At 67.2% G+C, this 19,232-nt stretch carries 23 protein-coding genes and 1 tRNA gene; 7 read left to right on the top strand and 17 right to left on the bottom strand.

What is annotated here, in order from left to right; genetic code table 11:
- Positions 1 to 3: 3 nt before the first annotated feature.
- From N800_RS05955 to N800_RS05935, 5 genes are all read right to left on the bottom strand, one after another.
- A complete protein-coding gene (locus N800_RS05955) occupies positions 4 to 1,191 on the bottom strand; it encodes a cystathionine gamma-synthase (RefSeq protein WP_036135885.1) in 1,188 nt (395 codons plus the stop codon).
- Between the two features lie 145 nt (positions 1,192 to 1,336).
- Positions 1,337 to 2,713 (bottom strand): pyridoxal-phosphate dependent enzyme, encoded by a 1,377-nt coding sequence (locus N800_RS05950; RefSeq protein ID WP_036135883.1) that lies wholly within the window; start codon positions 2,711 to 2,713, stop codon positions 1,337 to 1,339.
- Between the two features lie 101 nt (positions 2,714 to 2,814).
- Entirely contained in the window at positions 2,815 to 3,033 is a 219-nt protein-coding gene (locus N800_RS05945; RefSeq protein WP_036136039.1) for an HP1242/YdcH family protein, read from the bottom strand.
- 340 nt (positions 3,034 to 3,373) lie between these two features.
- Positions 3,374 to 4,321, bottom strand: a complete 948-nt coding sequence (locus tag N800_RS05940) for an OmpA family protein (RefSeq protein WP_232227550.1) — start codon at positions 4,319 to 4,321, stop codon at positions 3,374 to 3,376.
- Entirely contained in the window at positions 4,321 to 4,701 is a 381-nt protein-coding gene (locus N800_RS05935) for a DUF4398 domain-containing protein (RefSeq protein WP_036135881.1), read from the bottom strand. Before N800_RS05935 ends, N800_RS05940 begins: the two co-directional genes overlap by 1 nt.
- Before the next feature lie 95 nt (positions 4,702 to 4,796).
- Between N800_RS05935 and N800_RS05930 the strand changes: the two genes are divergently transcribed.
- Entirely contained in the window at positions 4,797 to 5,912 is a 1,116-nt protein-coding gene (locus N800_RS05930) for a PilT/PilU family type 4a pilus ATPase (RefSeq protein WP_036135879.1), read from the top strand.
- Positions 5,913 to 6,043: 131 nt separating this feature from the next.
- On the opposite strand, the gene maiA is transcribed toward N800_RS05930, so the two are convergent.
- Both maiA and N800_RS05920 read right to left on the bottom strand, forming a co-directional pair.
- Positions 6,044 to 6,706, bottom strand: coding sequence for a maleylacetoacetate isomerase (gene maiA, locus N800_RS05925; RefSeq protein WP_036135877.1), 663 nt, complete (start codon positions 6,704 to 6,706; stop codon positions 6,044 to 6,046).
- A gap of 107 nt (positions 6,707 to 6,813) precedes the next feature.
- The gene (locus N800_RS05920) at positions 6,814 to 7,800 is read right to left on the bottom strand and encodes a fumarylacetoacetate hydrolase family protein (protein WP_036135875.1); all 987 of its coding nucleotides are present in this window, start codon (positions 7,798 to 7,800) and stop codon (positions 6,814 to 6,816) included.
- A 134-nt stretch (positions 7,801 to 7,934) separates the two neighbouring features.
- Between N800_RS05920 and N800_RS05915 the strand changes: the two genes are divergently transcribed.
- Both N800_RS05915 and N800_RS05910 read left to right on the top strand, forming a co-directional pair.
- Positions 7,935 to 8,705, top strand: coding sequence for a helix-turn-helix transcriptional regulator (locus N800_RS05915; protein WP_052107967.1), 771 nt, complete (start codon positions 7,935 to 7,937; stop codon positions 8,703 to 8,705).
- 89 nt (positions 8,706 to 8,794) lie between these two features.
- Positions 8,795 to 9,409, top strand: coding sequence for an acyl-homoserine-lactone synthase (locus N800_RS05910; protein ID WP_052107966.1), 615 nt, complete (start codon positions 8,795 to 8,797; stop codon positions 9,407 to 9,409).
- Between the two features lie 50 nt (positions 9,410 to 9,459).
- Here N800_RS05910 and N800_RS05905 read toward each other — a convergent pair whose 3' ends face one another.
- The 5 genes from N800_RS05905 to rplM form a co-directional block, all read right to left on the bottom strand.
- Positions 9,460 to 10,269 carry a DUF3050 domain-containing protein gene (locus tag N800_RS05905; RefSeq protein ID WP_036135874.1) on the bottom strand — a complete coding sequence of 270 codons (810 nt, stop codon included), beginning with the start codon at positions 10,267 to 10,269 and terminating at the stop codon, positions 9,460 to 9,462.
- A gap of 41 nt (positions 10,270 to 10,310) precedes the next feature.
- Positions 10,311 to 10,772: a hemerythrin domain-containing protein gene (locus N800_RS15260; protein ID WP_198032479.1), complete on the bottom strand. Its 462-nt coding sequence runs from the start codon at positions 10,770 to 10,772 to the stop codon at positions 10,311 to 10,313.
- A 232-nt stretch (positions 10,773 to 11,004) separates the two neighbouring features.
- Positions 11,005 to 11,079: transfer RNA gene (locus N800_RS05895), tRNA-Gln, on the bottom strand.
- Between the two features lie 24 nt (positions 11,080 to 11,103).
- Positions 11,104 to 11,496, bottom strand: coding sequence for a 30S ribosomal protein S9 (gene rpsI / locus N800_RS05890; protein WP_036135873.1), 393 nt, complete (start codon positions 11,494 to 11,496; stop codon positions 11,104 to 11,106).
- An 11-nt stretch (positions 11,497 to 11,507) separates the two neighbouring features.
- Positions 11,508 to 11,936 (bottom strand): 50S ribosomal protein L13, encoded by a 429-nt coding sequence (gene rplM, locus N800_RS05885; protein ID WP_036135871.1) that lies wholly within the window; start codon positions 11,934 to 11,936, stop codon positions 11,508 to 11,510.
- 159 nt (positions 11,937 to 12,095) lie between these two features.
- Between rplM and N800_RS05880 the strand changes: the two genes are divergently transcribed.
- Positions 12,096 to 13,343: a (Fe-S)-binding protein gene (locus N800_RS05880; protein WP_052107964.1), complete on the top strand. Its 1,248-nt coding sequence runs from the start codon at positions 12,096 to 12,098 to the stop codon at positions 13,341 to 13,343.
- A 9-nt stretch (positions 13,344 to 13,352) separates the two neighbouring features.
- A complete protein-coding gene (gene coq7 / locus N800_RS05875) occupies positions 13,353 to 13,994 on the top strand; it encodes a 2-polyprenyl-3-methyl-6-methoxy-1,4-benzoquinone monooxygenase (RefSeq protein WP_036135869.1) in 642 nt (213 codons plus the stop codon).
- Positions 13,995 to 14,233: 239 nt separating this feature from the next.
- Here the strand turns inward: coq7 and speD are convergent, their stop codons facing one another.
- Positions 14,234 to 15,028, bottom strand: a complete 795-nt coding sequence (speD, locus tag N800_RS05870) for an adenosylmethionine decarboxylase (protein ID WP_036135867.1) — start codon at positions 15,026 to 15,028, stop codon at positions 14,234 to 14,236.
- A gap of 236 nt (positions 15,029 to 15,264) precedes the next feature.
- On the opposite strand from speD, the gene crp reads away from it, so the two are divergent.
- Positions 15,265 to 15,897, top strand: a complete 633-nt coding sequence (gene crp, locus N800_RS05865; RefSeq protein ID WP_052107963.1) for a cAMP-activated global transcriptional regulator CRP — start codon at positions 15,265 to 15,267, stop codon at positions 15,895 to 15,897.
- Between the two features lie 6 nt (positions 15,898 to 15,903).
- The gene (locus N800_RS05860; protein WP_198032478.1) at positions 15,904 to 16,287 is read left to right on the top strand and encodes a TFIIB-type zinc ribbon-containing protein; all 384 of its coding nucleotides are present in this window, start codon (positions 15,904 to 15,906) and stop codon (positions 16,285 to 16,287) included.
- A 1-nt stretch (position 16,288) separates the two neighbouring features.
- Here the strand turns inward: N800_RS05860 and N800_RS05855 are convergent, their stop codons facing one another.
- Genes N800_RS05855 through trpD form a run of 4 tightly spaced genes read right to left on the bottom strand, consistent with a single transcriptional unit; the run spans position 16,289 to position 19,210 of the window.
- The gene (locus tag N800_RS05855) at positions 16,289 to 17,038 is read right to left on the bottom strand and encodes a haloacid dehalogenase-like hydrolase (protein ID WP_425476499.1); all 750 of its coding nucleotides are present in this window, start codon (positions 17,036 to 17,038) and stop codon (positions 16,289 to 16,291) included.
- Positions 17,035 to 17,829 carry an indole-3-glycerol phosphate synthase TrpC gene (trpC, locus tag N800_RS05850; protein ID WP_036135862.1) on the bottom strand — a complete coding sequence of 265 codons (795 nt, stop codon included), beginning with the start codon at positions 17,827 to 17,829 and terminating at the stop codon, positions 17,035 to 17,037. Before trpC ends, N800_RS05855 begins: the two co-directional genes overlap by 4 nt.
- Positions 17,826 to 18,170: an antibiotic biosynthesis monooxygenase family protein gene (locus tag N800_RS05845; RefSeq protein ID WP_036135860.1), complete on the bottom strand. Its 345-nt coding sequence runs from the start codon at positions 18,168 to 18,170 to the stop codon at positions 17,826 to 17,828. Before N800_RS05845 ends, trpC begins: the two co-directional genes overlap by 4 nt.
- 2 nt (positions 18,171 to 18,172) lie before the next feature.
- Positions 18,173 to 19,210: an anthranilate phosphoribosyltransferase gene (trpD, locus tag N800_RS05840; RefSeq protein ID WP_036135858.1), complete on the bottom strand. Its 1,038-nt coding sequence runs from the start codon at positions 19,208 to 19,210 to the stop codon at positions 18,173 to 18,175.
- Between the last annotated feature and the right edge of the window lie 22 nt (positions 19,211 to 19,232).

Raw genomic sequence — 19,232 nt, 5'->3', positions numbered from 1 at the left:
ACTTCAGCGCCCGACGCCAATCACCTGTTCCAGGCTCTCGCGCAGGTCGGCGACGTCCTCGACGCCGACACTGAGCCGCACGAGGCTGTCGGCAATCCCCAACTGTGCACGCCGCTCCTTGGGAATGGATGCGTGTGTCATCACGGCCGGATGGTTGATCAGGCTCTCCACGCCACCCAGCGACTCGGCAAGGGAAAACAGGCCGGCGTTCTCGCACAGGCGCTTGGCGGCTTCAAAGCCCCCCCTGAGATAGACCGAAACCATCCCCCCAGATCCGTCCATCTGCCGCTGAGCCAGCTCGTGTTGCGGATGCGACTTCAACCCTGGGTAGATCACCTTTTCGATCGCCGGGTGCGACTCCAGCCACTCCGCCAACGCCATCGCATTCTCGCAATGCGCCTTCATCCGCAGGTGCAGCGTCTTCAACCCACGCAGCGCAAGGAAGCTGTCAAACGGTCCCTGCACGCCACCGATGGCGTTCTGCAGGAATGCCATCTTCTCGGCCAATTCTGCGTCGTCGCCTACCACCGCCATGCCGCCGACGATGTCGGAGTGACCATTGAGGTACTTGGTGGCCGAGTGCATGACGATGTGCGCCCCCAGTTCCAGTGGCCGCTGGATGATCGGCGAGCAGAAGGTGTTGTCCACCACCACGATCAGCCCGCGCTTGCGCGCCACCGCGGCGATCTGCTCGATGTCGACCAGTTTCAGCAGCGGATTGGTGGGCGTCTCGATCCAGACCATCTTCGTTTCCGGCCGAATCGCTGCCTCAAAGGCGGCCAGGTCGCTCAGGTCCACCCAGCTGAAGTCCAGGCCCGCCGTACGTCGACGCACACGCTCGAAGAGGCGGTAGGTACCGCCATACACGTCGTCCATGGCAATGATGTGGCTGCCGGCGTCCAGCAATTCCAGAATGGTGGACGTCGCCGCCAGGCCCGAGGCGAAGGCGAACCCACGGGTGCCGCCTTCCAGCGCCGCCACGCAGCGCTCGTAGGCGAAGCGCGTGGGGTTGTGGCTGCGCGAGTACTCAAACCCCTGGTGCACGCCCGGGCTGGACTGCACGTAGGTCGACGTCGCGTAGATCGGCGTCATCACCGCGCCGGTACTCGGATCCGGTGATTGCCCGGCATGGATCGCCAGCGTCCCAAGACCCGGCTTGTGGGCGGAATTCCCCGATGACGGTTCGGCCATTGCGATGCTCCCTGCGCCCACGGTGGGCGACCGCAGATTCTAGCATCGGCCGCGCATCGGCCAGACTGCAAAACCCCCTTGAAACCCGGGCGACGACCCTCGCGGACGCGCCCTGTTCAGCACAGGACGCACCAAACCGTGACGCCTATTGCACCCTGCGCCGCAGATAGTTCAACAAGTCGATCCGGGTGATCAGCCCCAAGAATTTTTCGCCCTCGGTGACGATGGCCACGTGCCCCCGGTCAAACACCGGCAGCAGCGCCTCGATCGGCGCGCGCACATCGACCTTGTCCAGCTTGCTGACCATCGCCGTGGACACGGGATCGCGGAACCGCGACTCATCGCCGTACACGTGCAACAGCACGTCGCTTTCGTCCACTATGCCGACGAGTTGGTCGCCTTCCATCACCGGCAGCTGGCTGACGTCGTACAGCTTCATCCGCTGGTACGCGGTGACCAACAGGTCGTTCGGCCCCACCACCACCGTGTCGCGCTGCGAGAACGGGCGCAGGATCAAGTCGCGCAGGTCGTTGTACGGTTCGCGCGCCAGGAAGCCGTTGTCCAGCATCCAGTAATCGTTGTACATCTTCGACAGGTACTTGTTGCCCGTGTCGCAGACGAACACCAGCACCTTCTTGGGCGTGGCCTGCTCCTGGCAGTACTTCAGCGCCGCGGCCAGCAGGGTGCCGGTGGACGAGCCGCCGAGGATGCCTTCCCGCTCCAGCAGCATGCGCGCGGTCAGGAAGCTTTCCTTGTCGCTGATCGCATAGGCCTTCTTCACCCGGGTAAAGTCGGAGATCGGCGGCAGGAAGTCCTCGCCGATGCCCTCCACCATCCAGCTGGCGGACTTGTCGCTGAGCGTGCCTCGGTTGATGTATTCCTCGAGGATCGAGCCGACCGGGTCGGCCAGGATCAGCTCGGTCTGCGGCGAGTGCGCGGCGAAGCAGCGCGACAGGCCGGTCATGGTGCCCGAGCTGCCGCAGCCGAACACGATGGCGTCCAGCCCCCCGACCTCGGCCATCTGCGCGAGAATCTCCGGCCCGGTGCCAAACTCGTGCGCCGCGGGGTTGTCCGGATTGCCGAACTGGTTGATGAAGTACGCGCCCGGGGTCTCCCGCGCGATGCGCTCGGCCATGTCCTGGTAGTAGTCGGGGTGGCCCTTGGCCACGTCCGAACGGGTCAGCACCACCTGGGCGCCCATCGCCTTGAGGTTGAAGATCTTCTCGCGGCTCATCTTGTCCGGCACCACGAGGATCAGCTTGTAGCCCTTCTGCTGGGCCACCAGCGCCAGACCGATGCCGGTGTTGCCGGCGGTGCCCTCGACCAGCGTGTCGCCAGGTTTGATGTCGCCGCGCGCCTCGGCGGCCTCGATCATCTTCAGGCCGATGCGGTCCTTGATCGAACCACCCGGGTTCTGCGATTCCAGCTTGAAGTAGAGCTCGCACACCCCGGTATCGAGGTTGCGCGCCTTGACGATCGGCGTCTGGCCGATGAGTTCCAGTACGGAGGCGTGGATGGACATGCGGATCCTGCGGCCGCAACCGTGCGGCTGACCCGCGAAGTGTAACCGGCCGCGGGCGCCGCAGGCCGACGAGGATGGCCTACGGCGCCCGTCGGCGGGTGTCAGTGGGGCCTGGCGTCGTACATCCTGACGAGGCGGTCCTTGGCAGCCAGTTTCTCGCGCTTCATCTGGTGCAGGGTGTTGTCATCGATGGGGAGCACGCCCAACTCGGCGTCCATGACCTTCTTGTCCAGGAGCTGGTGGCGTTGATAGAGCTGCTTGAACTCCGGGTCGCTCTTGATAAGCGCGTCGATTTCCAACTGCGGTTGACCTTCGAACATGAGTGCCTCCTTCAGCACAAATGCAAACGCCCCGACCGGGCGGTCGAGGCGTCGCGGGGAGTCGTCATGGTGGCCAGATCCATCCGGGGGCCGGGATCACACGGCCCCGGCACCGGCTTTCCGGCGGCGGGATCCTGTGAAGTCGACACCTGCTTCATGGGCCTGGCTCATCGCCAAGCGGAAAAAGGACCGCTTGGATAACCGACCCTACTCCTGCCACCGGGGGTCGGCAATAGGCGATGGTCGAATGCCGACGGATGGCCGACCGGCCCGCGAGGCGGAGGCCCCGGGACATCGGGCCCGTCCCGCAGTTATGTACATAAGTAGCTGATAAATAACGTTATTTTGACAATACGATGACTTCCACGCGGCGGTTCGCCGCGCGTCCGGCGTCAGTGCGATTGTCCCCGACCGGCTGGTCGGCGCCACGGCCCACGGCCTGTACCCGCACCGCCGGCAAACCCGCTGCAAGCAGCGCATCGCGCACCGCGTTGGCACGCTGCAGGGACAGGCTGCGGTTGGCACTGGCGCTGCCCTGGCTGTCGGTGTGGCCCTCGACCCGGGCACGGCCGCCTTCGATCGCCTGCAGATACACCGACAGGGTCCGGACCGCGCTGGCCGCGGTCGGGGTCAGCGTCGCCTTGCCGGAGGTGAAAGCGTCACCGGCCAGCGTGAACACCTCACCGCGGGCATCGACCTTGGAGGGCGGCAGCTTGCCGCGCGCCATGAGCTCGGCTTCCTGGCGAGCCAACTGCAGTTCACGGGCGCGCGCCGCATTCAACTTGGCCTCCTGCGCGCCGGTGACGCCTTCCAGGGCCGTTTCCACGTCCTGCCGGGCCATGGCGTCGGCCTCCGCCTGGGCGCGCAGTCGCGCAGCCTCTTCGGCCTGCATCTGGGCTTCCATGCGCAGGCGCTCGGCCTCGGCGCGGGCCCGGGCCGCGTCCTGGCGCGAGGCTTCCAGCATCAGTTCGGCGCGTTCGCGGTCCAGCCGGTCGACGTCCCGCTGCAGGGCCTGCGTTCGGGCCACGATCTCGGCCGCTTCCACCCTGCGTTCGGCCACATAGCGGGCGGCTTCGCGTTCACGGCCAGGGGCCTTGGCCAGCGCATCGAGCGCCTGGCGGGCCTGAAGGCGCTCGTAGGCGGCCAGGCCGCTGTACTGGGCATTGGCTTCCACCGCCACCAGCCGCTCATTGAGGCGGGCCAGGGCATTGGCCGGGTCCTGGGCCCAGCCCGGTCCAGCAGCCAGCAGGGCGCCCAACGCGGCGGCAAGCATCATCGGACGCGGCATCACGGGCCCTCCTCCAGTTGCAGTCGGCGCCGCAGTTCGGCGACCTCGGCCTGGCGCTGGGCCAGTTCGGCGCGGGTCACGGCCTCGCGGCTCCTGGCATAGGCCAGATCGGCCTCGGCCGCGGCCGCCAGGGCCATGCGGCGGGCATCGTCCTCCTTGCCCGCGGCCATCGCTGCTTGGGCACGGCCGAGGGCGTCACGGGCCGTGGCCAACTGGTCGGGAGCATGCTGCGAGGCATCCGCCCCGTCGGCCCGGGTGACCGCCTGCTGGGCATTCGCCAGTTCCTGGGTCGGCGGTGGCAGCGACGCGCATGCACCCAGCGCACAGATCAGGAAAACGACCAGCAGCGGAAATCGAAAGTGTGCGAAGCTAGGATTCATCAAGGGGTGCCGTGATTGAGTGGGCTCGCGCGGCCATTGTCATTAGCGGATGGCCGCCTTGCAACGGTACGCCATCGCCACCGAGGGAGTTGTACATGGACATCGGCTATTTCCTGAAGCTGATGACGGACAAGAACGCGTCGGACATGTTCCTGACCACCGGCGCACCGGTGTACATCAAGATCGAAGGCAAGCTGCACCCGCTGGGCAGCACCGGCCTGCCGTCCGGCATGGTCAAGAAGATCGCCTATTCGCTGATGGGGGAAGGCCAGGTCCCGCAGTTCGAGCGCGACCTGGAACTGAACATGGCCTATGCCCTGCCCGACTCCGGCCGCTTCCGCATCAACGTGTTCAAGCAGCGCGGCGAAGTGGGCATGGTGATCCGCGCCATCCGCAGCACCATCCCCTCGATCGAGGAGCTGCAGCTGCCGCAGGTACTGAAGAACATCATCATGGAGCCGCGCGGCCTGGTGCTGATCGTCGGCTCCACCGGCTCGGGCAAGTCGACCACGCTGGCGTCGATGATCGACCACCGCAACAGTAACTCCAGCGGCCACATCCTCACCATCGAGGATCCGATCGAGTACCTGCACCGACACAAGAAGTCGATCGTCAACCAGCGCGAGGTCGGCTTGGATACCCACGCCTTCCACAACGCGTTGAAGAACGCGATGCGCGAGGCGCCTGACGTCATCCTGATCGGCGAAATCCTGGACGCCACCACGATGGAGGCGGCGATTGCCTTCGCCGAAACCGGCCACCTGTGCCTGGCCACGCTGCACTCCAACAACGCCGATCAGACGCTGGAGCGCATCCTCAACTTCTTCCACGAATCGGCGCACAAGAACGTGCTGATGAACCTCGCGCTGAACCTCAAGGCGGTGGTCTCGCAACGCCTGGTGGTCGGTACCGACGGCCGTCGCCTGCCCGCGGCCGAGGTGCTGATCAACACCCCGCATGTGCGCGACCTGATGCGCCGCGGCCAAGTGCACGAGATCAAGCAGGCCATGGAGGAGTCGCTGGAGGACGGCATGGAAACCTTCGACCAGTGCCTGTTCCGCCTGCACAAGGAAGGCAAGATCGAGATGGAAGAAGCGCTGCGCGCGGCTGACTCGCGCGACGGCCTGGCGCTGAAGTTCCGCCTGTCCGAAGGCGGCTCGGGCGAGCACGACCCCTACGCCGACGTGTTCGACGCCGCATCCTCGCACTGAGGCCCGGCGCGGCCTTGGACCGCCCACAGAAGCACTGGTGAAAATGCAGAACGCCCGCACAATGCGGGCGTTTTGACGTTCAGGGCAGCACGAGCCGGGGCTTGGTTTGCGCGGGACCACGCGCTTTCCCGTTACTGCGGCGGACAATCCGGCTGGCGCTCCGGCCGGGCCGCGTCGAACTCCGGCAGCTTGAGGCACGCCGCCTCGATCCGCGCGATGGTCGGAAACGCGTTGAGATCCACCCCGAAGCGGCGCGCGTTGTAGACCTGCGGCACCAGGCAGCAGTCAGCCAGCGTGGGGCGGTCGCCCTCGCAGAAGCGGCCGGTCGCGGGATGGTCGGTGAGCATCGCCTCGACCGCGCGGAAACCCTCGACGATCCAGTGCCGCACCCATTCGTCGCGCTCCGGCTGCGGCACGTGCCATTCTCGATCGAAGTACTGCAGCACCCGCAGGTTGTTCAGCGGGTGGATGTCGCACGCCACCACCTGGGCGATGGCGCGCACGCGCTGGCGGTCGCGCGCGATAGCCGGCAGCAGCGGGTGATCGGGCCAGGTCTCGTCCAGATACTCCAGGATCGCAACGGACTGGCGCAGCATCCGCTGGCCGTGCTGCAGCACCGGCACCAGCCCCTGTGGGTTGGCCGCGCGGAAGGCGGCGCCATGCTGCTCCCCACCATCGCGTAGCAGGTGCACGGGCGCGATCTCGTACGCCAACCCCTTGAGGTTGAGGCCGATCCGCACGCGGTAGGCGGCGCTGGAGCGCCAATAGCTGAAAAGCTTGAGAATGTCGGTCACGCTGGAATTCCGGGTTCCCCATCACCAGTCCCGCGAACGTTACGCCCGCGGAGGGAGGCCAACCGACCTTCGGTCGGCCCCCGGGGCCACTGGTCAGGCCAGGCCCGTCAGGACGTGGGACCTTCGATGCGCTGCTCGATGGCGCCAAACACGCTGCGGCCGTCGGCATCCAGCATCTCGATGCGCACGCGATCGCCAAACTTCATGAATGGCGTCACCGGCTTGCCCTGCTCCAGGGTCTCAACGGTGCGGCGTTCGGCGAAGCACGAAGCGCCCAGCGACGTGTCCTCGTTGGCCACCGTGCCGGAGCCGACGATGGTGCCGGCCGACAGCGGCCGGGTCTTGGCCGCATGGGCCACGAGCTGGGCGAAGTTGAACTGCATGTCCACGCCGGCCTCCGGCGCGCCGAACCACTCGCCGTTGATGTGGGTCAGCAGCGGCAGGTGCACCTTGCTGTCCTGCCAGGCGTCACCCAGCTCGTCCGGCGTGACGAACACCGGGCTCAATGCCGAACGCGGCTTGGACTGCAGGAAACCGAAGCCCTTGGCCAGTTCCCCTGGGATCAGGTTGCGCAGGCTGACGTCGTTGACCAGGCCCACCAGCTGGATGTGGCCCGCGGCCTGCTCCGGCGTGGCGGCCATCGGCACGTCGTCGGTGACGATCACCACCTCGGCCTCCAGGTCGATGCCGTAGTCCTCGCTGACCACCTTCACCGGGTCGCGGGGGCCGTAGAAGCCGGCGCTGACCGCCTGGTACATCAGCGGATCGACATAGAAGCTCTCCGGCACCTCGGCGCCGCGCGCCCGGCGCACGCGCTCCACGTGCGGCAGGTAGGCGCTGCCATCGACAAACTCGTAGGCACGCGGCAGCGGCGCGGCCAGCGCCGCCATGTCCACGTCAAAGGCGCCGTCCGCGTTGCCGGCGTTGAGCGTGTCGTACAGCGCATTGAGGCGCGGCGCAGTGTTGGACCAGTCCTCAAGCGCGCGCTGCAGCGTGTCGGCGATGCCAGTCGCGCGAACGGCGCGGGTCAGGTCGCGGGACACCACGATGAGCGTGCCATCACGGCCGCCTTCCTTCAGCGATCCAAGTTTCATTGCGTAATCCGGTTGGGTGCGCCTGTGCGCAATTGTTTCAATTGTAACTTTGTCGATGGCCACGCGGCAGTGGGTCACGACCTTACAGGCCCGGGCCCTGTTAATGTTAGCGGCCAGTTTCAACGGAAAGCAGGATGCTGACCGACTTGCGTGCGCTCCAGCGCCTGGCCGAATGCGATAGCCCCGAGGCGCTTACCACGGCGGTGGACACTCTGGTCCGCCCGCTGGGGGTATGCCACTGGCTGTACGCCACCGACTTGCCCCTGGCCAATGCTGCCCGCGGCCAGTTCACCCTGGGCGGCTACCCGCAGGCTTGGGTGGCGCGCTACCTGGAGCGCGATTACCTGCAGCTCGACCCTATCGTGGCCCACTGCCACGATCGCGCCACGCCCCTGCTCTGGCAGGACGTGCAACCGGTCGGCCGGCTTGCCGGCAACCCCCACCAGCGCAAGATCCGCCAGATGTTCGGCGAAGCCAACGAGTTCGGCTTGGGCGCCGGCATCAGCGTGCCGTTGCATGGCCCCGGGCTCGCCTGGGGCCTGATGTCCTTCGCCACAGAAACGCAGGGCGGGGCGCTGCTGGCCAACCAACTGCCGCAACTGCACCTTGTCGCTCACTTTACCCATGAGGCCGCCCGGCGCTTCGCCCGGCCCAACCTGCCCCTGCGACTGCCGCCCCTGACCCGTCGCGAACGTGAATGCCTGTTCTGGGCCAGCCAGGGCAAGACCAGCTGGGAGATCGGGCAGTTGCTGCTGATCGGGGAACGCACCGTGATCTTCCACCTGCAGAACGCCGCGCAGAAACTCGGGGTATGCGGGCGCCAGGCCGCCGTGGCACGGGCGATCTCACTGGGCATGATCTCGGCCACCCCACCCCAGGAGCGGGTCGCAACGTCAAAACCGTGACGGCGACGAACCTGTCAATTCCGGCAGCTGCCGTAAGCGACAGGTCACGCGCTCACTTGTCTCTCCTTCATCGCATCAAGGAGAGACGCATGACCCGCATCACCGTAGCCCGCGCCGGCGAAGCCGGCCTCCACGCCCCGCTGCTGGACAGCATGTTCCGACTACGCGCCGATGTCTTCCACAGCCGACTGGGCTGGGATGTACGTGTGGAGGGCGGTCGCGAGCACGACTGGTTCGATCTCATCGGCCCGCACTACCTCGTCGCACGCGCGCCCGGCGACACTACCACCGCGCTCGGCTGTTGTCGGCTCCTGCCAACCCTGGGGCCCAACATGCTGCGCGACGTGTTCCCGGACCTGCTCGATGGCGCCCCCGTCCCGGCCAGCGACGAGGAGTGGGAGGTCAGCCGATTCGCAGTGGCCGAAGCACATACACAGGGCGGCGTCGGCTTCAGCGCACTGCCTGCCGCTATGGTGGCCGAGTCGCTGCGGTTTGGCGCGGAGCGCGACTTGAGCGCATTGGTGGGCGTGACCAGCGCGGCCTTCGCCCGGATGCTGATGCAGCTGGGCCTGCAGGTCGATGTCCTTGGCACGCCGCGACGCATTGGCCGGGTGATGAGCCTGGCGTTCCGACTGCCCCTGCATGCGCGCAACCTGGCGGCCGTGGGCGCACGCCCGGCCATCCGCCAAGCGCGCGCCGCGTGAGCCCAGTCCATGGGGCGGTGGCAGCCAGGGGGGCTGCCACCGCCACGCAATCAGGCCAGGGCCGTTGCGGTCTCTTCCATGAAAGGGGTGCTGCGGTGGGCGCCGAGCAGCTCGGCCGTGCCATCCCACAGGTCATGGCGGGCGACCAGGGCGTCGCGAGCCGCATGACGCGCCTCCTCGAGGGCGTCGGGGGATCGCCCGAGGGCAGCGCTGATCATGCGGCTCGCGGCGGGACCGTGGCTGTCACCATCCAGCTCGATGTGACGCTGCAGGTAATAGACAAAGCCCGGGGCCTCCGCGGTGGTGAGACCCCAACGGTCCAGCAGGCCCTGGAACATGCCCGGAATGACGTTCTCGCGGCCGTAGAAGAAGCTCGCCATGGCCTGCACGGTGGAGCCGTGCTGGCAGGTGTCCAGCGTGTGCGACACAAATCGCCGCACGAACCTCGGCACACTCGCGGCCTCGAATGCATCCGCCAGCGCCATCCCGGCACGCAGGCTGGCCAGGAACACCTCGAACTGCGCGGTCGACGCGCCCACGTCGCGCATGGCGACCAGGTACAGATCCAGGTGGCTGGCGGGGCTGCCGTGGGCATCGATGTCGCTTTCCTCGGCCAGCACGATGTCGTTGATCAGGCGCGCGGCGGCCGGATCCGCGGGCGGCATCCAAGGCAGCGTGACGCAGGTCAGGTCGCGTTGCAGGCGCTTTGCCAGCGACATGAAGTCCCAGACCGCGAAGACGTGCACCTGCATGAAGGCGCGTAACGACGCCATGTCGGTGATGCCATCGAAGACCCGGTGCCGCTCCAGCCGGGAACGCAGGTCCTGCATCTGGGGGGTGAGCACAATATCGACGTCCATGTCAGTAATACTCCGGTTGCGTGCGTGGGAAGGAGGCCGGTTCAGGCCGACTGGTACAGCGGATAAAGGCTGGCTTCTTCGCGTTCGATCCGTTGCGCGAGGAGAGCGCCCACGGCGCGGTAGTCCTCGAGGAATGCCTCGTGCGTGCGCTGGTCGAAATGGTTGATCTGGTACTTCTTGACGAAGTCGACCACGCCGCGCGCGATGGCGTTCATTTCCCGGCGGAAGCTGCGGATCAGCATCAGGTTCTCCGGGTCGTCCTGCATCGCGTTCTCCACATAGTTGTAGAAGCGAACGTTCTCGGCGATGAGGTGGCCTTCGAAGTGCGTCTTGAACGTGGTGAGCATGGCCGGCACGCTGCCATACCGGCGATCCGCGGCCTGGTTGCCGATCTCGGTGAACAGGCGCACCAGATCGCCGTGGTCGCGCTTGAGCGACGGCACCAGCGCGGCGTCATAGGCGATCGCACGCGGGCTGCGTACCGTCGTACTCGTTTCTTGCACCAATGTCCGTTGGGACTGCTCGGATTCCGAGCCCAGCACTTTCTTGATCAGACCGAACACAGAACCCCCCGAATTCCTCTTCCAACCAATCCCGGCTGAAGCGTGGACCCAAGGTAGCGGCAGGCCGCCTTGCTGGGCACCTGCAAGATCCGGCAGGTCATGCAGGGGCATCACTCCCCTCGGAACGCAGGCAACAAAAAACCCGCCTTTCGGCGGGTCTTTTGTTCTGTATTGGCAGCCCCGGAAGGATTCGAACCTCCGAATGTCTGAGTCAGAGTCAGATGCCTTACCGCTTGGCGACGGGGCTATGGAACAGATTGTAACCCAAGGATTAGCGCTTGGAGAACTGCGTAGCGCGACGTGCCTTGTGCAGACCGACCTTCTTACGCTCGACTTCGCGGGCGTCGCGGGTCATGAAGCCAGCCTTGCGCAGCTCGGACTTCAGCGACTCGTCGTACTCGACCAGCGCGCGGGCGATGCCCAGGCGGATGGCGCCGGCCTGGCCGGTGATGCCGCCACCGGCGACGGTGATGGTCAGGTCGAACGTGTCGGTGTTCTTGGTCAGCTCGAGGGGCTGGCGCACGATCATGCGGGCCGTCTCACGACCGAAGAAATCCTCGATCGAACGCTGGTTGATGGTGATCTTGCCGTCGCCCTTGCGCAGGAAGACGCGGGCGGTGGACGACTTGCGGCGGCCGGTGCCGTAATTCTGCTGGAGTGCCATGTGTCAGTACCTTAGAAATCGAGCGGCTGCGGCTGCTGGGCGGCGTGCGGGTGCTCAGCGCCCTTGTAGACCTTGAGCTTGCGATACATGGCGCGGCCGAGCGGATTCTTCGGCAGCATGCCCTTCACGGCGATCTCGATCACGCGCTCCGGGTGGCGCTCAAGCGCCTGGGCCAGGTTCTCGGTCTTGAGGTTGCCGACGTACCCGGTGAAGCGGTGGTACTTCTTGTCGAGCAGCTTGTTGCCGGTGACGGCAATCTTCTCGGCGTTGATCACGACGAGGTAGTCACCGGTATCGACGTGCGGGGTGAACACCGGCTTGTGCTTGCCACGCAGGCGGCGGGCCAGCTCGGAAGCGAGGCGACCGAGGGTCTTGCCGGAGGCATCGACCACGTACCAGTCACGCTGGACGGTCTCATTCTTGGCGCTGAAAGTCTTCATGACTGCTCTACTGATGGGTACATGGTCGGGCTGGTTCCGCGGGCCGGACGGGCCAGCGGAACTTCGCCGCGCGATGTAAGGGCGGAACGAAAGAAGCGGGATTGTAGCGGGGCAGTTGCGCCACCGCAAGTCCGCAGCCGGCAATGATAGCATCCGGCCATGCCCGCCGCTCCTCCGACCTCCACCGACCCGCTGGTGGCCTTGGCCGACCGTTGCGTGCAGTGCGGGTTGTGCCTGCCCGCCTGCCCCACCTACGCGCGCGACCACCTGGAAGCGGAATCGCCCCGCGGCCGCATCGCCATCGCGCGCGGGCTGGCGCTGGGCAGCATCGCCCCGAGCGTCGCCGGTGACGCCCACCTGGACCATTGCCTGGCCTGTCGCAGCTGCGAAGCGGTCTGCCCGGCGGGCGTGGAGTATGGCGCCCTGATCAGCCTGCAGCGCAGCCGGCAACGGGCGCGACGGCCCTTACGGGCCCTGCAGCGGATTACCGAGGCGCTGGCGGCACACCCGCGGCAGCTGACCGCGCTGCTGCGGCTGTATCGATGGACGTTCCCGTTGCTGCCCGTCGCGATGCGCCGATTGCCACGGCCGCCCGCCGCGCCACGAGGACGCCCTCCCAAGCCACTGCCCGCAACAACGACCACCCCAGCGCCGCGAGGCAACGTGCCCGCGGTTGGCACCCACCCACCTTCGACCAGCACATTCCTGGCCGATGCCCCGTCCGTGGCGCTGTTCGCGGGTTGCGCCGGGCGCGGCTTCGAGGCACCGCTGCGCGCCCAGTTCGGCGCGTTGTGCCATGCGCTCGGCTACCGCGTCGTGGACGCCCCCGGCCAGACCTGTTGCGGCACCCTGCACCGCCACGCCGGCGACGCCGACACGGCGACGCGTCTGGCGGCCGACAATGCCCGTGCGCTGTCCGGCATCGACCACGTGTTGACCCTCGCCTCCGGCTGCCATGAGGCGGTGGCCGCGTCCGTCGGCACGGACGGGCGTGCCGAGGACGCCCTGGCCTTCCTCGCGCGCCACCTGGACCGACTGGAGTGGGCGCCCTGCCCCGATCGCGTGGCCGTGCACCTGCCCTGCTCCCAGCGCAACGTGGTCCGCTCGACCCCGGCCTTGCGCCGCCTGTTGGATGCGGTGCCCGGGCTGCAGGCGCTGGAGCTGACCGCCGGCACGGGCTGCTGCGGCGCCGCCGGCACCGCGATGCTGGAAGATCCTGCACGCGCCGCGGGCTACCGGCAGCCGCTGCTCGACCAGCTGGCCAGTTGCGGCGCCACTCGATTACTCAGTGCCAATCTCGGCTGCCGCCTCCACCTGGCGGGCGGCACCACCATCCCGGTTGAACATCCGCTGGAATTCCTGCTGCGTTTGGCACGGATCAAGAATCCGCCGCCCGCGTCACCTTAGACTGCCGGCATGCAGAACCGTGCCCTCACCCCGTTCGACCGCGTGGCCGTGGAGGCCCAGCGCGCCCTGGAAACCGTACTGGGCAGCCCGCCCGCGCTGCGCGCCAATCCGGCCGCCATGGAAGCGGACGTCGTGCTGGACGAGGTGGAGCGCCGCCACGCCGCCGGGCTGATGCGCATCAACCATGTCGGCGAGGTGTGCGCCCAGGCCCTGTATTGCGGCCAGGCGGCGGTCGCGCGCGACGACGCCACCCGCGCGCACCTGCTGGAAGCCGCGCAGGAGGAAACCGACCACCTGGCGTGGTGCGCCGACCGCCTGCGCGAGCTGGACAGCCGTCCCAGCCTGCTCAACCCGCTGTGGTACGCCGGCAGCTTTGCCATCGGCGCGCTCGCGGGCTTGCGCGGCGATGGCTGGAACCTGGGCTTCGTGGTCGAGACCGAGCGCCAGGTGGAAGCGCACATCGACGAGCACCTGGCCTCGCTGCCCGCGGGCGATGGACGCAGCCGGGCGATCCTTGAGGTGATGAAGGCCGACGAGGCGCGCCATGCGGACGAGGCGGAGGCGGCGGGGGCGCGGGTGTTGCCGGTGCCGGTGCCCAGCCTGATGGCGGCGGCTTCGAAGGTGATGAAGGCGATTGCCTATCGGGTCTGAGCATCGCTGCGGCGCGCCGGGTTGAGCGCTTCGCTACGGGACGGAGCGGGACTGCCATGGCATTGCTCCAGCCCTCCATCGCGGCATCCTGCCGCGAGTCGGGCCACGCGCCATCCATGGCGCGTTTTTCCGCAACGCCATGGCAGTCCCACTCCTTTGGCACGCTGTTCTGAACCCCAAACGCAGAAACGCCGGCATGGCCGGCGCTTCTGGGTGTTGCCTTGGACCAACGATCCTGATCAGTCGGCCAGGTTGCGGCCGTGGTACAGCTCTTCGATCTCGCGCTTGAGGCGCGCCTCGATCTTCATGCGGTCCTTGAACGAGAGGTTCTTGGCCTTCTCCTCGAACAGGTAGTTGTCGAGGTCGAACTCCTTCAGGTGCATCTTGGTGTGGAAGATGTTTTCCTGGTAGACGTTCACGTCGAGCATCTCGTAGCGCGACTTCACGTTCTTGGCCAGGTAATCCTGGATCGAGTTGATCTTGTGGTCGATGTAGTGCTTCTTGCCCTTGATGTCGCGGGTGAAGCCACGGACGCGGTAGTCCATGATCACGATGTCCGACTCAAGGCTCTCGATCAGGTAGTTCAACGCCTTCAGCGGCGAGATCACGCCGCAGGTGGCGACGTCGATATCGCATCGGAAGGTCGCGATGCCGCTGTCCGGATGGGTTTCCGGATAGGTGTGCACGGTGATGTGCGACTTGTCCATGTGCGCGACCACGGCGTCGGAAATCACGTCCTTGCCCGCGGCCTTCTTGTCGATCACCGGCTCCTCGGAGATGAGGATGGTGACCGACGCACCCTGCGGGTCGTAGTCCTGGCGCGCGATGTTGAGGATGTTGGCACCGATGATCTCGGCCACATCCGTCAGGATCTGGGTCAGGCGGTCGGCGTTGTAAGCCTCGTCGATGTACTCGATGTAGCGGCGACGCTCGTCTTCGGAGGCGGCGTAGCACACGTCATAGATGTTGAACGACAGGGCCTTGGTGAGGTTGTTGAAACCCTGCAGCCGCAAGCGCGGCAACGGCTTGACCACGGTCTTTGTCCCGGTGAGGCGAGGAAGGGGGGCAATTATGGGGCAATTTCGCCCCCGGGGGTGAAACGCGACCGTCTTCACACCGTTCCGGGACGCTTGCCGCACTAGGACAGGTTCTGACCATTTGCGACATTGCCCGGTAGGCCCTAAGCTCCATCATGTAGCTGAATCCTGACTCAATGCCCAACAGACCGGTCGACGAATCCGTGACAGTCCTGCGCCGAACCAGCCCCCTCATGCCTGACGGGGCCACCATTGAACGCTTCCTCGCCCACTGCCACCGCCGCCGCTACCCGTCGCGCACGGACGTGTTCCGTCCGGGCGACCCGGCCAGCACGCTGTACTACGTGGTCTCCGGCTCGGTCAGCATCATCGCCGAGGAGGAAGACGGCCGCGAACTCGTGCTGGGCTACTTCGGCGCCGGCGAGTTCGTCGGCGAGCTGGGACTGTTCATCGAGAGCACCCAGCGCGAGGTCATCCTGCGCACACGCAGCGTCTGCGAGCTGGCCGAGATCGGCCACGAGCGCTTCTACGACCTGCTGCTGACCCGCATGGCCGCGGATGCGCCGAAGCTGCTGTACGCGATTGGCGCACAGATCTCGCGCCGGTTGCTGGACACCAGCCGCAAGGCAGGCCGCCTGGCCTTCCTCGACGTGACCGACCGCATCGTCCGCGCCCTGCACGACCTGGCGAAGGAACCGGAAGCGATGAGCCACCCGGACGGCACCCAGATCCGCGTCTCGCGCCAGGAGCTGTCGCGCCTGGTGGGCTGCTCGCGCGAGATGGCCGGCCGCGTCCTGAAGAAGCTGCAGGCCGACGGCAAGCTGCATGCCCGCGGCAAGACCGTGGTGCTGTACGGCACCCGCTGAGGCGTCATGAGCGACGCCCTGCTCTGCCCCAAGTGCGGCGCGCCGATGGAGCGCGTCGCCCACGTGAACGGCCATGCCGACCGCTGCACCCGCTGCCGCGGCTTGTGGTTCGAAATGCTGGAACATGAGCGGCTGAAGGACGACGCCGAGACGATCGACACCGGCGACGCAGAGGTGGGCGCCGAGTACAACCATGTCGACCGGATCAAGTGCCCCAGTTGCCCGCAGAGCCCGCTGATCCGCATGGTGGACCCGCAGCAGCCGCACATCTGGTTCGAAAGCTGCAAGCGCTGCTACGGGCGCTTCTACGATGCCGGCGAGTTCCGCGATTACGCCGAGCACACCTTCGCGGAGTTCTTCCGCGACCTGGACGCGCCGCAGCGCGATTGAGTCAGGTCACCGGGTCGCCCGCGCGGCCCGGGCATCCCCAGTTGAGGATGGGCGTGCCGGCCGGCAGCAGCCGGCGAAACATCGCCACGCGCGAGGGCTTAGGGTTGACCACCACCGGCCGCGCCGCCGCCTGCAGCAGCGGCAGGTCGGCGCTGCTGTCGGTGTAGGCCATCGCCACCGGCGCGGTGAAACCGGCCTGGCGCAGCATCACCATCTTCATGGCGTGGTGGCAGTGGCGGCGCGGGCCGACGCCCCCCAAACGCGGCACGACTTCGGTGCCGACCACCGGCACGTCCTCGTGGGCGACGAAGGCGAGGATTGCGCGGGCCAGTTCGGGGGGGGCGCCGGTGGCGACCACCACCTGGTCCCCGGCTTCGCGGTGGCGATGCAGCACGTCCAATGCGATAGGCAGCAGGCGGCCACGAATTTCGTCGGCGTGGAGCGCGACATAGCGGTCGATGGCCGCGTTGAAATCCGCGACGCCGCGCATGCCCAGCGAGCCGGCCCAGACGAACGCCGAGATGCCGCGGCGGCGCGTGGGCAGGAAGGCAATCAGCGGCGCGAACACCGGCGCGAGCAGCAGTGCCAGCGCGCGACGCCACCACTGCCGCTTCACCAGCCAGGCGAACAGGTGCGTGCCGGAATCGCCGTCGTACAGGGTGTGGTCGAAATCGAACACCACCAGCGGGGCGTCAGCACGTACCCCGGGGTAGGTCCGCGGCGCCGCGGACATCGCGTCGTCGCTGCTCATGCGGTGAACATCGACTGGAGCGCGGCGCCCGGGTCGGGCTGGCGCATGAACGACTCGCCGACCAGGAAGGTGTGGATGCCGGCGCCGCGCATGCGGGCCACGTCTTCGCGGCTGCCGATGCCGCTCTCGGTGACCATGATGCGGTCGGCGGGCATCGCGGCCTTCAGCTCCAACGACGTGTCCAGCGATACCTCGAAGGTGCGCAGGTTGCGGTTGTTGACGCCGATGAGCTGGCAGTCGGTCTGCAGCGCACGCTCGAGCTCGTCGATGTCATGCACTTCCACCAGCACGTCCATGCCCAGCTCGTGCGCAAGATTGGCCATCTCGATCATCGGCCCGTCCTCGAGCGCGGCAACGATCAGCAGGATGGCGTCGGCGCCGATCATGCGCGCCTCGTAGACCTGGTACGGATCGATGATGAAGTCCTTGCGGATCACCGGCAGCGCGCAGGCGGCGCGCGCCTCGGTCAGGTAGGCATTGCTGCCCTGGAAGAAGTCGACGTCGGTCAACACCGACAGGCACGCGGCGCCGCCGGCCTCGTAGCTGCGCGCGATCGCGGCCGGGTTGAAGTCCTTGCGGATCAGGCCCTTCGACGGGCTGGCCTTCTTGACCTCGGCGATCACCGCCGCGTCGCCGGCGTCGAGCTTGTGCTGGATGGCGCGCACGAAGCCGCGTGCGGCCGGCTGCTGCTGCTGCGCGCGGGCGCGCAGCTCCTCCAGCGGGCGCACCCGGCTGCGCTGCTCGATCTCCTCGGCCTTGCGGGCGAGGATGCGGTTGAGGATGTCACTCATGCGGTTCGTCCAAATCCATAGGCGCGCTCGACCTTGGCCACGCGCAATTCGTAGTGGCTGTACCAGCGCGCGCGGCCGATGGCACGGGTGGCCGCATGCTCGGCCTGATGCTTCCACGCGAGGATGGCGCGCTCATCGGTCCAGTAGCTGAGGGTGATGCCGAAGCCGTCGGCATCGCGGGTGGATTCGGCGCCGAGGAAGCCGGGCTGCTGCGCCGCAAGCTCGAGCATGCGCTCGGCGGCCTCGGCGTAGCCGGTGTCGTCGGCGTCGGTGCGTAGCGAGGTGAACGCCACCATGTAGTACGGCGGCTCCGGCAGCCGGGCGAAGCGATCGGCGCTCATGCTCAGGCGGCTCCGGCCAGTTCGCGGGTCAGGCGCACGAAGGTCTCCATGCGCGCGCGCGCCGCACCGGAGGCGATGACCTCACGCGCGCGCGCGATGCCATCGGCAATCGAATCGGCAATGCCGGCCACGTACAGGGCCGCACCGGCATTGAGCGCGACAATTTCGCGCGGCAGGCAGGCTTCATTGTCCAGCGCCTGCCGCACCATCGCGATGGACTCCTGCGCATTGGCCACGCGCAGGTTGCGGCTGGCGGCCATGGCGATGCCGAAGTCTTCCGGGTGGACCTCGTACTCGCGCACCACGCCGTCGCGCAATTCACCTACCAGGGTGGCGGCACCGAGCGAGATCTCGTCCATGCCGTCGCGGCCCCACACCACCAGCGCGCGCTGTGCGCCCAGCTCCTGCAGCACGCGCACCTGGATGCCGACCAGGTCGGGGTGGAACACGCCCATCAGGATGTTGGGCGCATCGGCCGGGTTGGTCAGCGGGCCGAGGATGTTGAACAGGGTGCGCACGCCCATCTCGCGGCGCACCGGCGCGACCACCTTCATGGCCGGGTGGTGCAGCGGCGCGTACATGAAACCGATGCCGCAGGTGTCCAGACACTGCGCGACCTGCTCGGGCGGCAGCTCGATGGCGGCGCCCAGCGCTTCGAGAGCGTCGGCGCTACCCGAGCTGGACGACACGCTGCGTCCGCCGTGCTTGGCCACCTTGCCACCGGCCGCGGCGATGACGAAGGTGCTGGCCGTGGAGATGTTGAAGGTGTTGCCGCCATCGCCGCCGGTGCCGACGATATCCACCAGATGGTTGCGGTCGGCCACGTGGACCTTGCGCGACAGCTCGCGCATCACCGTGGCCGCGCCGGCGATCTCGCCGACGGTTTCCTTCTTGACCCGCAGGCCGGTGAAGATGGCCGCGGTCATCACCGGCGAGACCTCGCCGCGCATGACCATGCGCATCAGGTCGACCATCTCGTCGTGGAAGATCTCGCGGTGCTCGATGGTGCGCTGCAGGGCTTCCTGCGGGGTGATCGGCATGGGGGCTCCGGGTCTGGATCGC

The sequence above is a fragment of the Lysobacter daejeonensis GH1-9 genome (assembly GCF_000768355.1).
GTDB classification, from domain to species: domain Bacteria; phylum Pseudomonadota; class Gammaproteobacteria; order Xanthomonadales; family Xanthomonadaceae; genus Aerolutibacter; species Aerolutibacter daejeonensis.
The sequence above is the reverse complement of the archived record's forward strand: the minus strand, read 5'-3'. Positions and strand labels throughout refer to the sequence as shown.

Coding starts and splice junctions, on each gene's coding strand:
- N800_RS05955 (WP_036135885.1), bottom strand. CDS start 1,191: ATGGCCGAACCGTCATCGGGGAATTCCGCCCACAAGCCGGGTCTTGGG.
- N800_RS05950 (WP_036135883.1), bottom strand. CDS start 2,713: ATGTCCATCCACGCCTCCGTACTGGAACTCATCGGCCAGACGCCGATC.
- N800_RS05945 (WP_036136039.1), bottom strand. CDS start 3,033: ATGTTCGAAGGTCAACCGCAGTTGGAAATCGACGCGCTTATCAAGAGC.
- N800_RS05940 (WP_232227550.1), bottom strand. CDS start 4,321: ATGCCGCGTCCGATGATGCTTGCCGCCGCGTTGGGCGCCCTGCTGGCT.
- N800_RS05935 (WP_036135881.1), bottom strand. CDS start 4,701: ATGAATCCTAGCTTCGCACACTTTCGATTTCCGCTGCTGGTCGTTTTC.
- N800_RS05930 (WP_036135879.1), top strand. CDS start 4,797: ATGGACATCGGCTATTTCCTGAAGCTGATGACGGACAAGAACGCGTCG.
- N800_RS05920 (WP_036135875.1), bottom strand. CDS start 7,800: ATGAAACTTGGATCGCTGAAGGAAGGCGGCCGTGATGGCACGCTCATC.
- N800_RS05915 (WP_052107967.1), top strand. CDS start 7,935: ATGCTGACCGACTTGCGTGCGCTCCAGCGCCTGGCCGAATGCGATAGC.
- N800_RS05910 (WP_052107966.1), top strand. CDS start 8,795: ATGACCCGCATCACCGTAGCCCGCGCCGGCGAAGCCGGCCTCCACGCC.
- N800_RS05905 (WP_036135874.1), bottom strand. CDS start 10,269: ATGGACGTCGATATTGTGCTCACCCCCCAGATGCAGGACCTGCGTTCC.
- rpsI (WP_036135873.1), bottom strand. CDS start 11,496: ATGGCACTCCAGCAGAATTACGGCACCGGCCGCCGCAAGTCGTCCACC.
- rplM (WP_036135871.1), bottom strand. CDS start 11,936: ATGAAGACTTTCAGCGCCAAGAATGAGACCGTCCAGCGTGACTGGTAC.
- N800_RS05880 (WP_052107964.1), top strand. CDS start 12,096: ATGCCCGCCGCTCCTCCGACCTCCACCGACCCGCTGGTGGCCTTGGCC.
- coq7 (WP_036135869.1), top strand. CDS start 13,353: ATGCAGAACCGTGCCCTCACCCCGTTCGACCGCGTGGCCGTGGAGGCC.
- crp (WP_052107963.1), top strand. CDS start 15,265: ATGCCTGACGGGGCCACCATTGAACGCTTCCTCGCCCACTGCCACCGC.
- N800_RS05860 (WP_198032478.1), top strand. CDS start 15,904: ATGAGCGACGCCCTGCTCTGCCCCAAGTGCGGCGCGCCGATGGAGCGC.
- N800_RS05855 (WP_425476499.1), bottom strand. CDS start 17,038: ATGAGCAGCGACGACGCGATGTCCGCGGCGCCGCGGACCTACCCCGGG.
- trpC (WP_036135862.1), bottom strand. CDS start 17,829: ATGAGTGACATCCTCAACCGCATCCTCGCCCGCAAGGCCGAGGAGATC.
- N800_RS05845 (WP_036135860.1), bottom strand. CDS start 18,170: ATGAGCGCCGATCGCTTCGCCCGGCTGCCGGAGCCGCCGTACTACATG.
- trpD (WP_036135858.1), bottom strand. CDS start 19,210: ATGCCGATCACCCCGCAGGAAGCCCTGCAGCGCACCATCGAGCACCGC.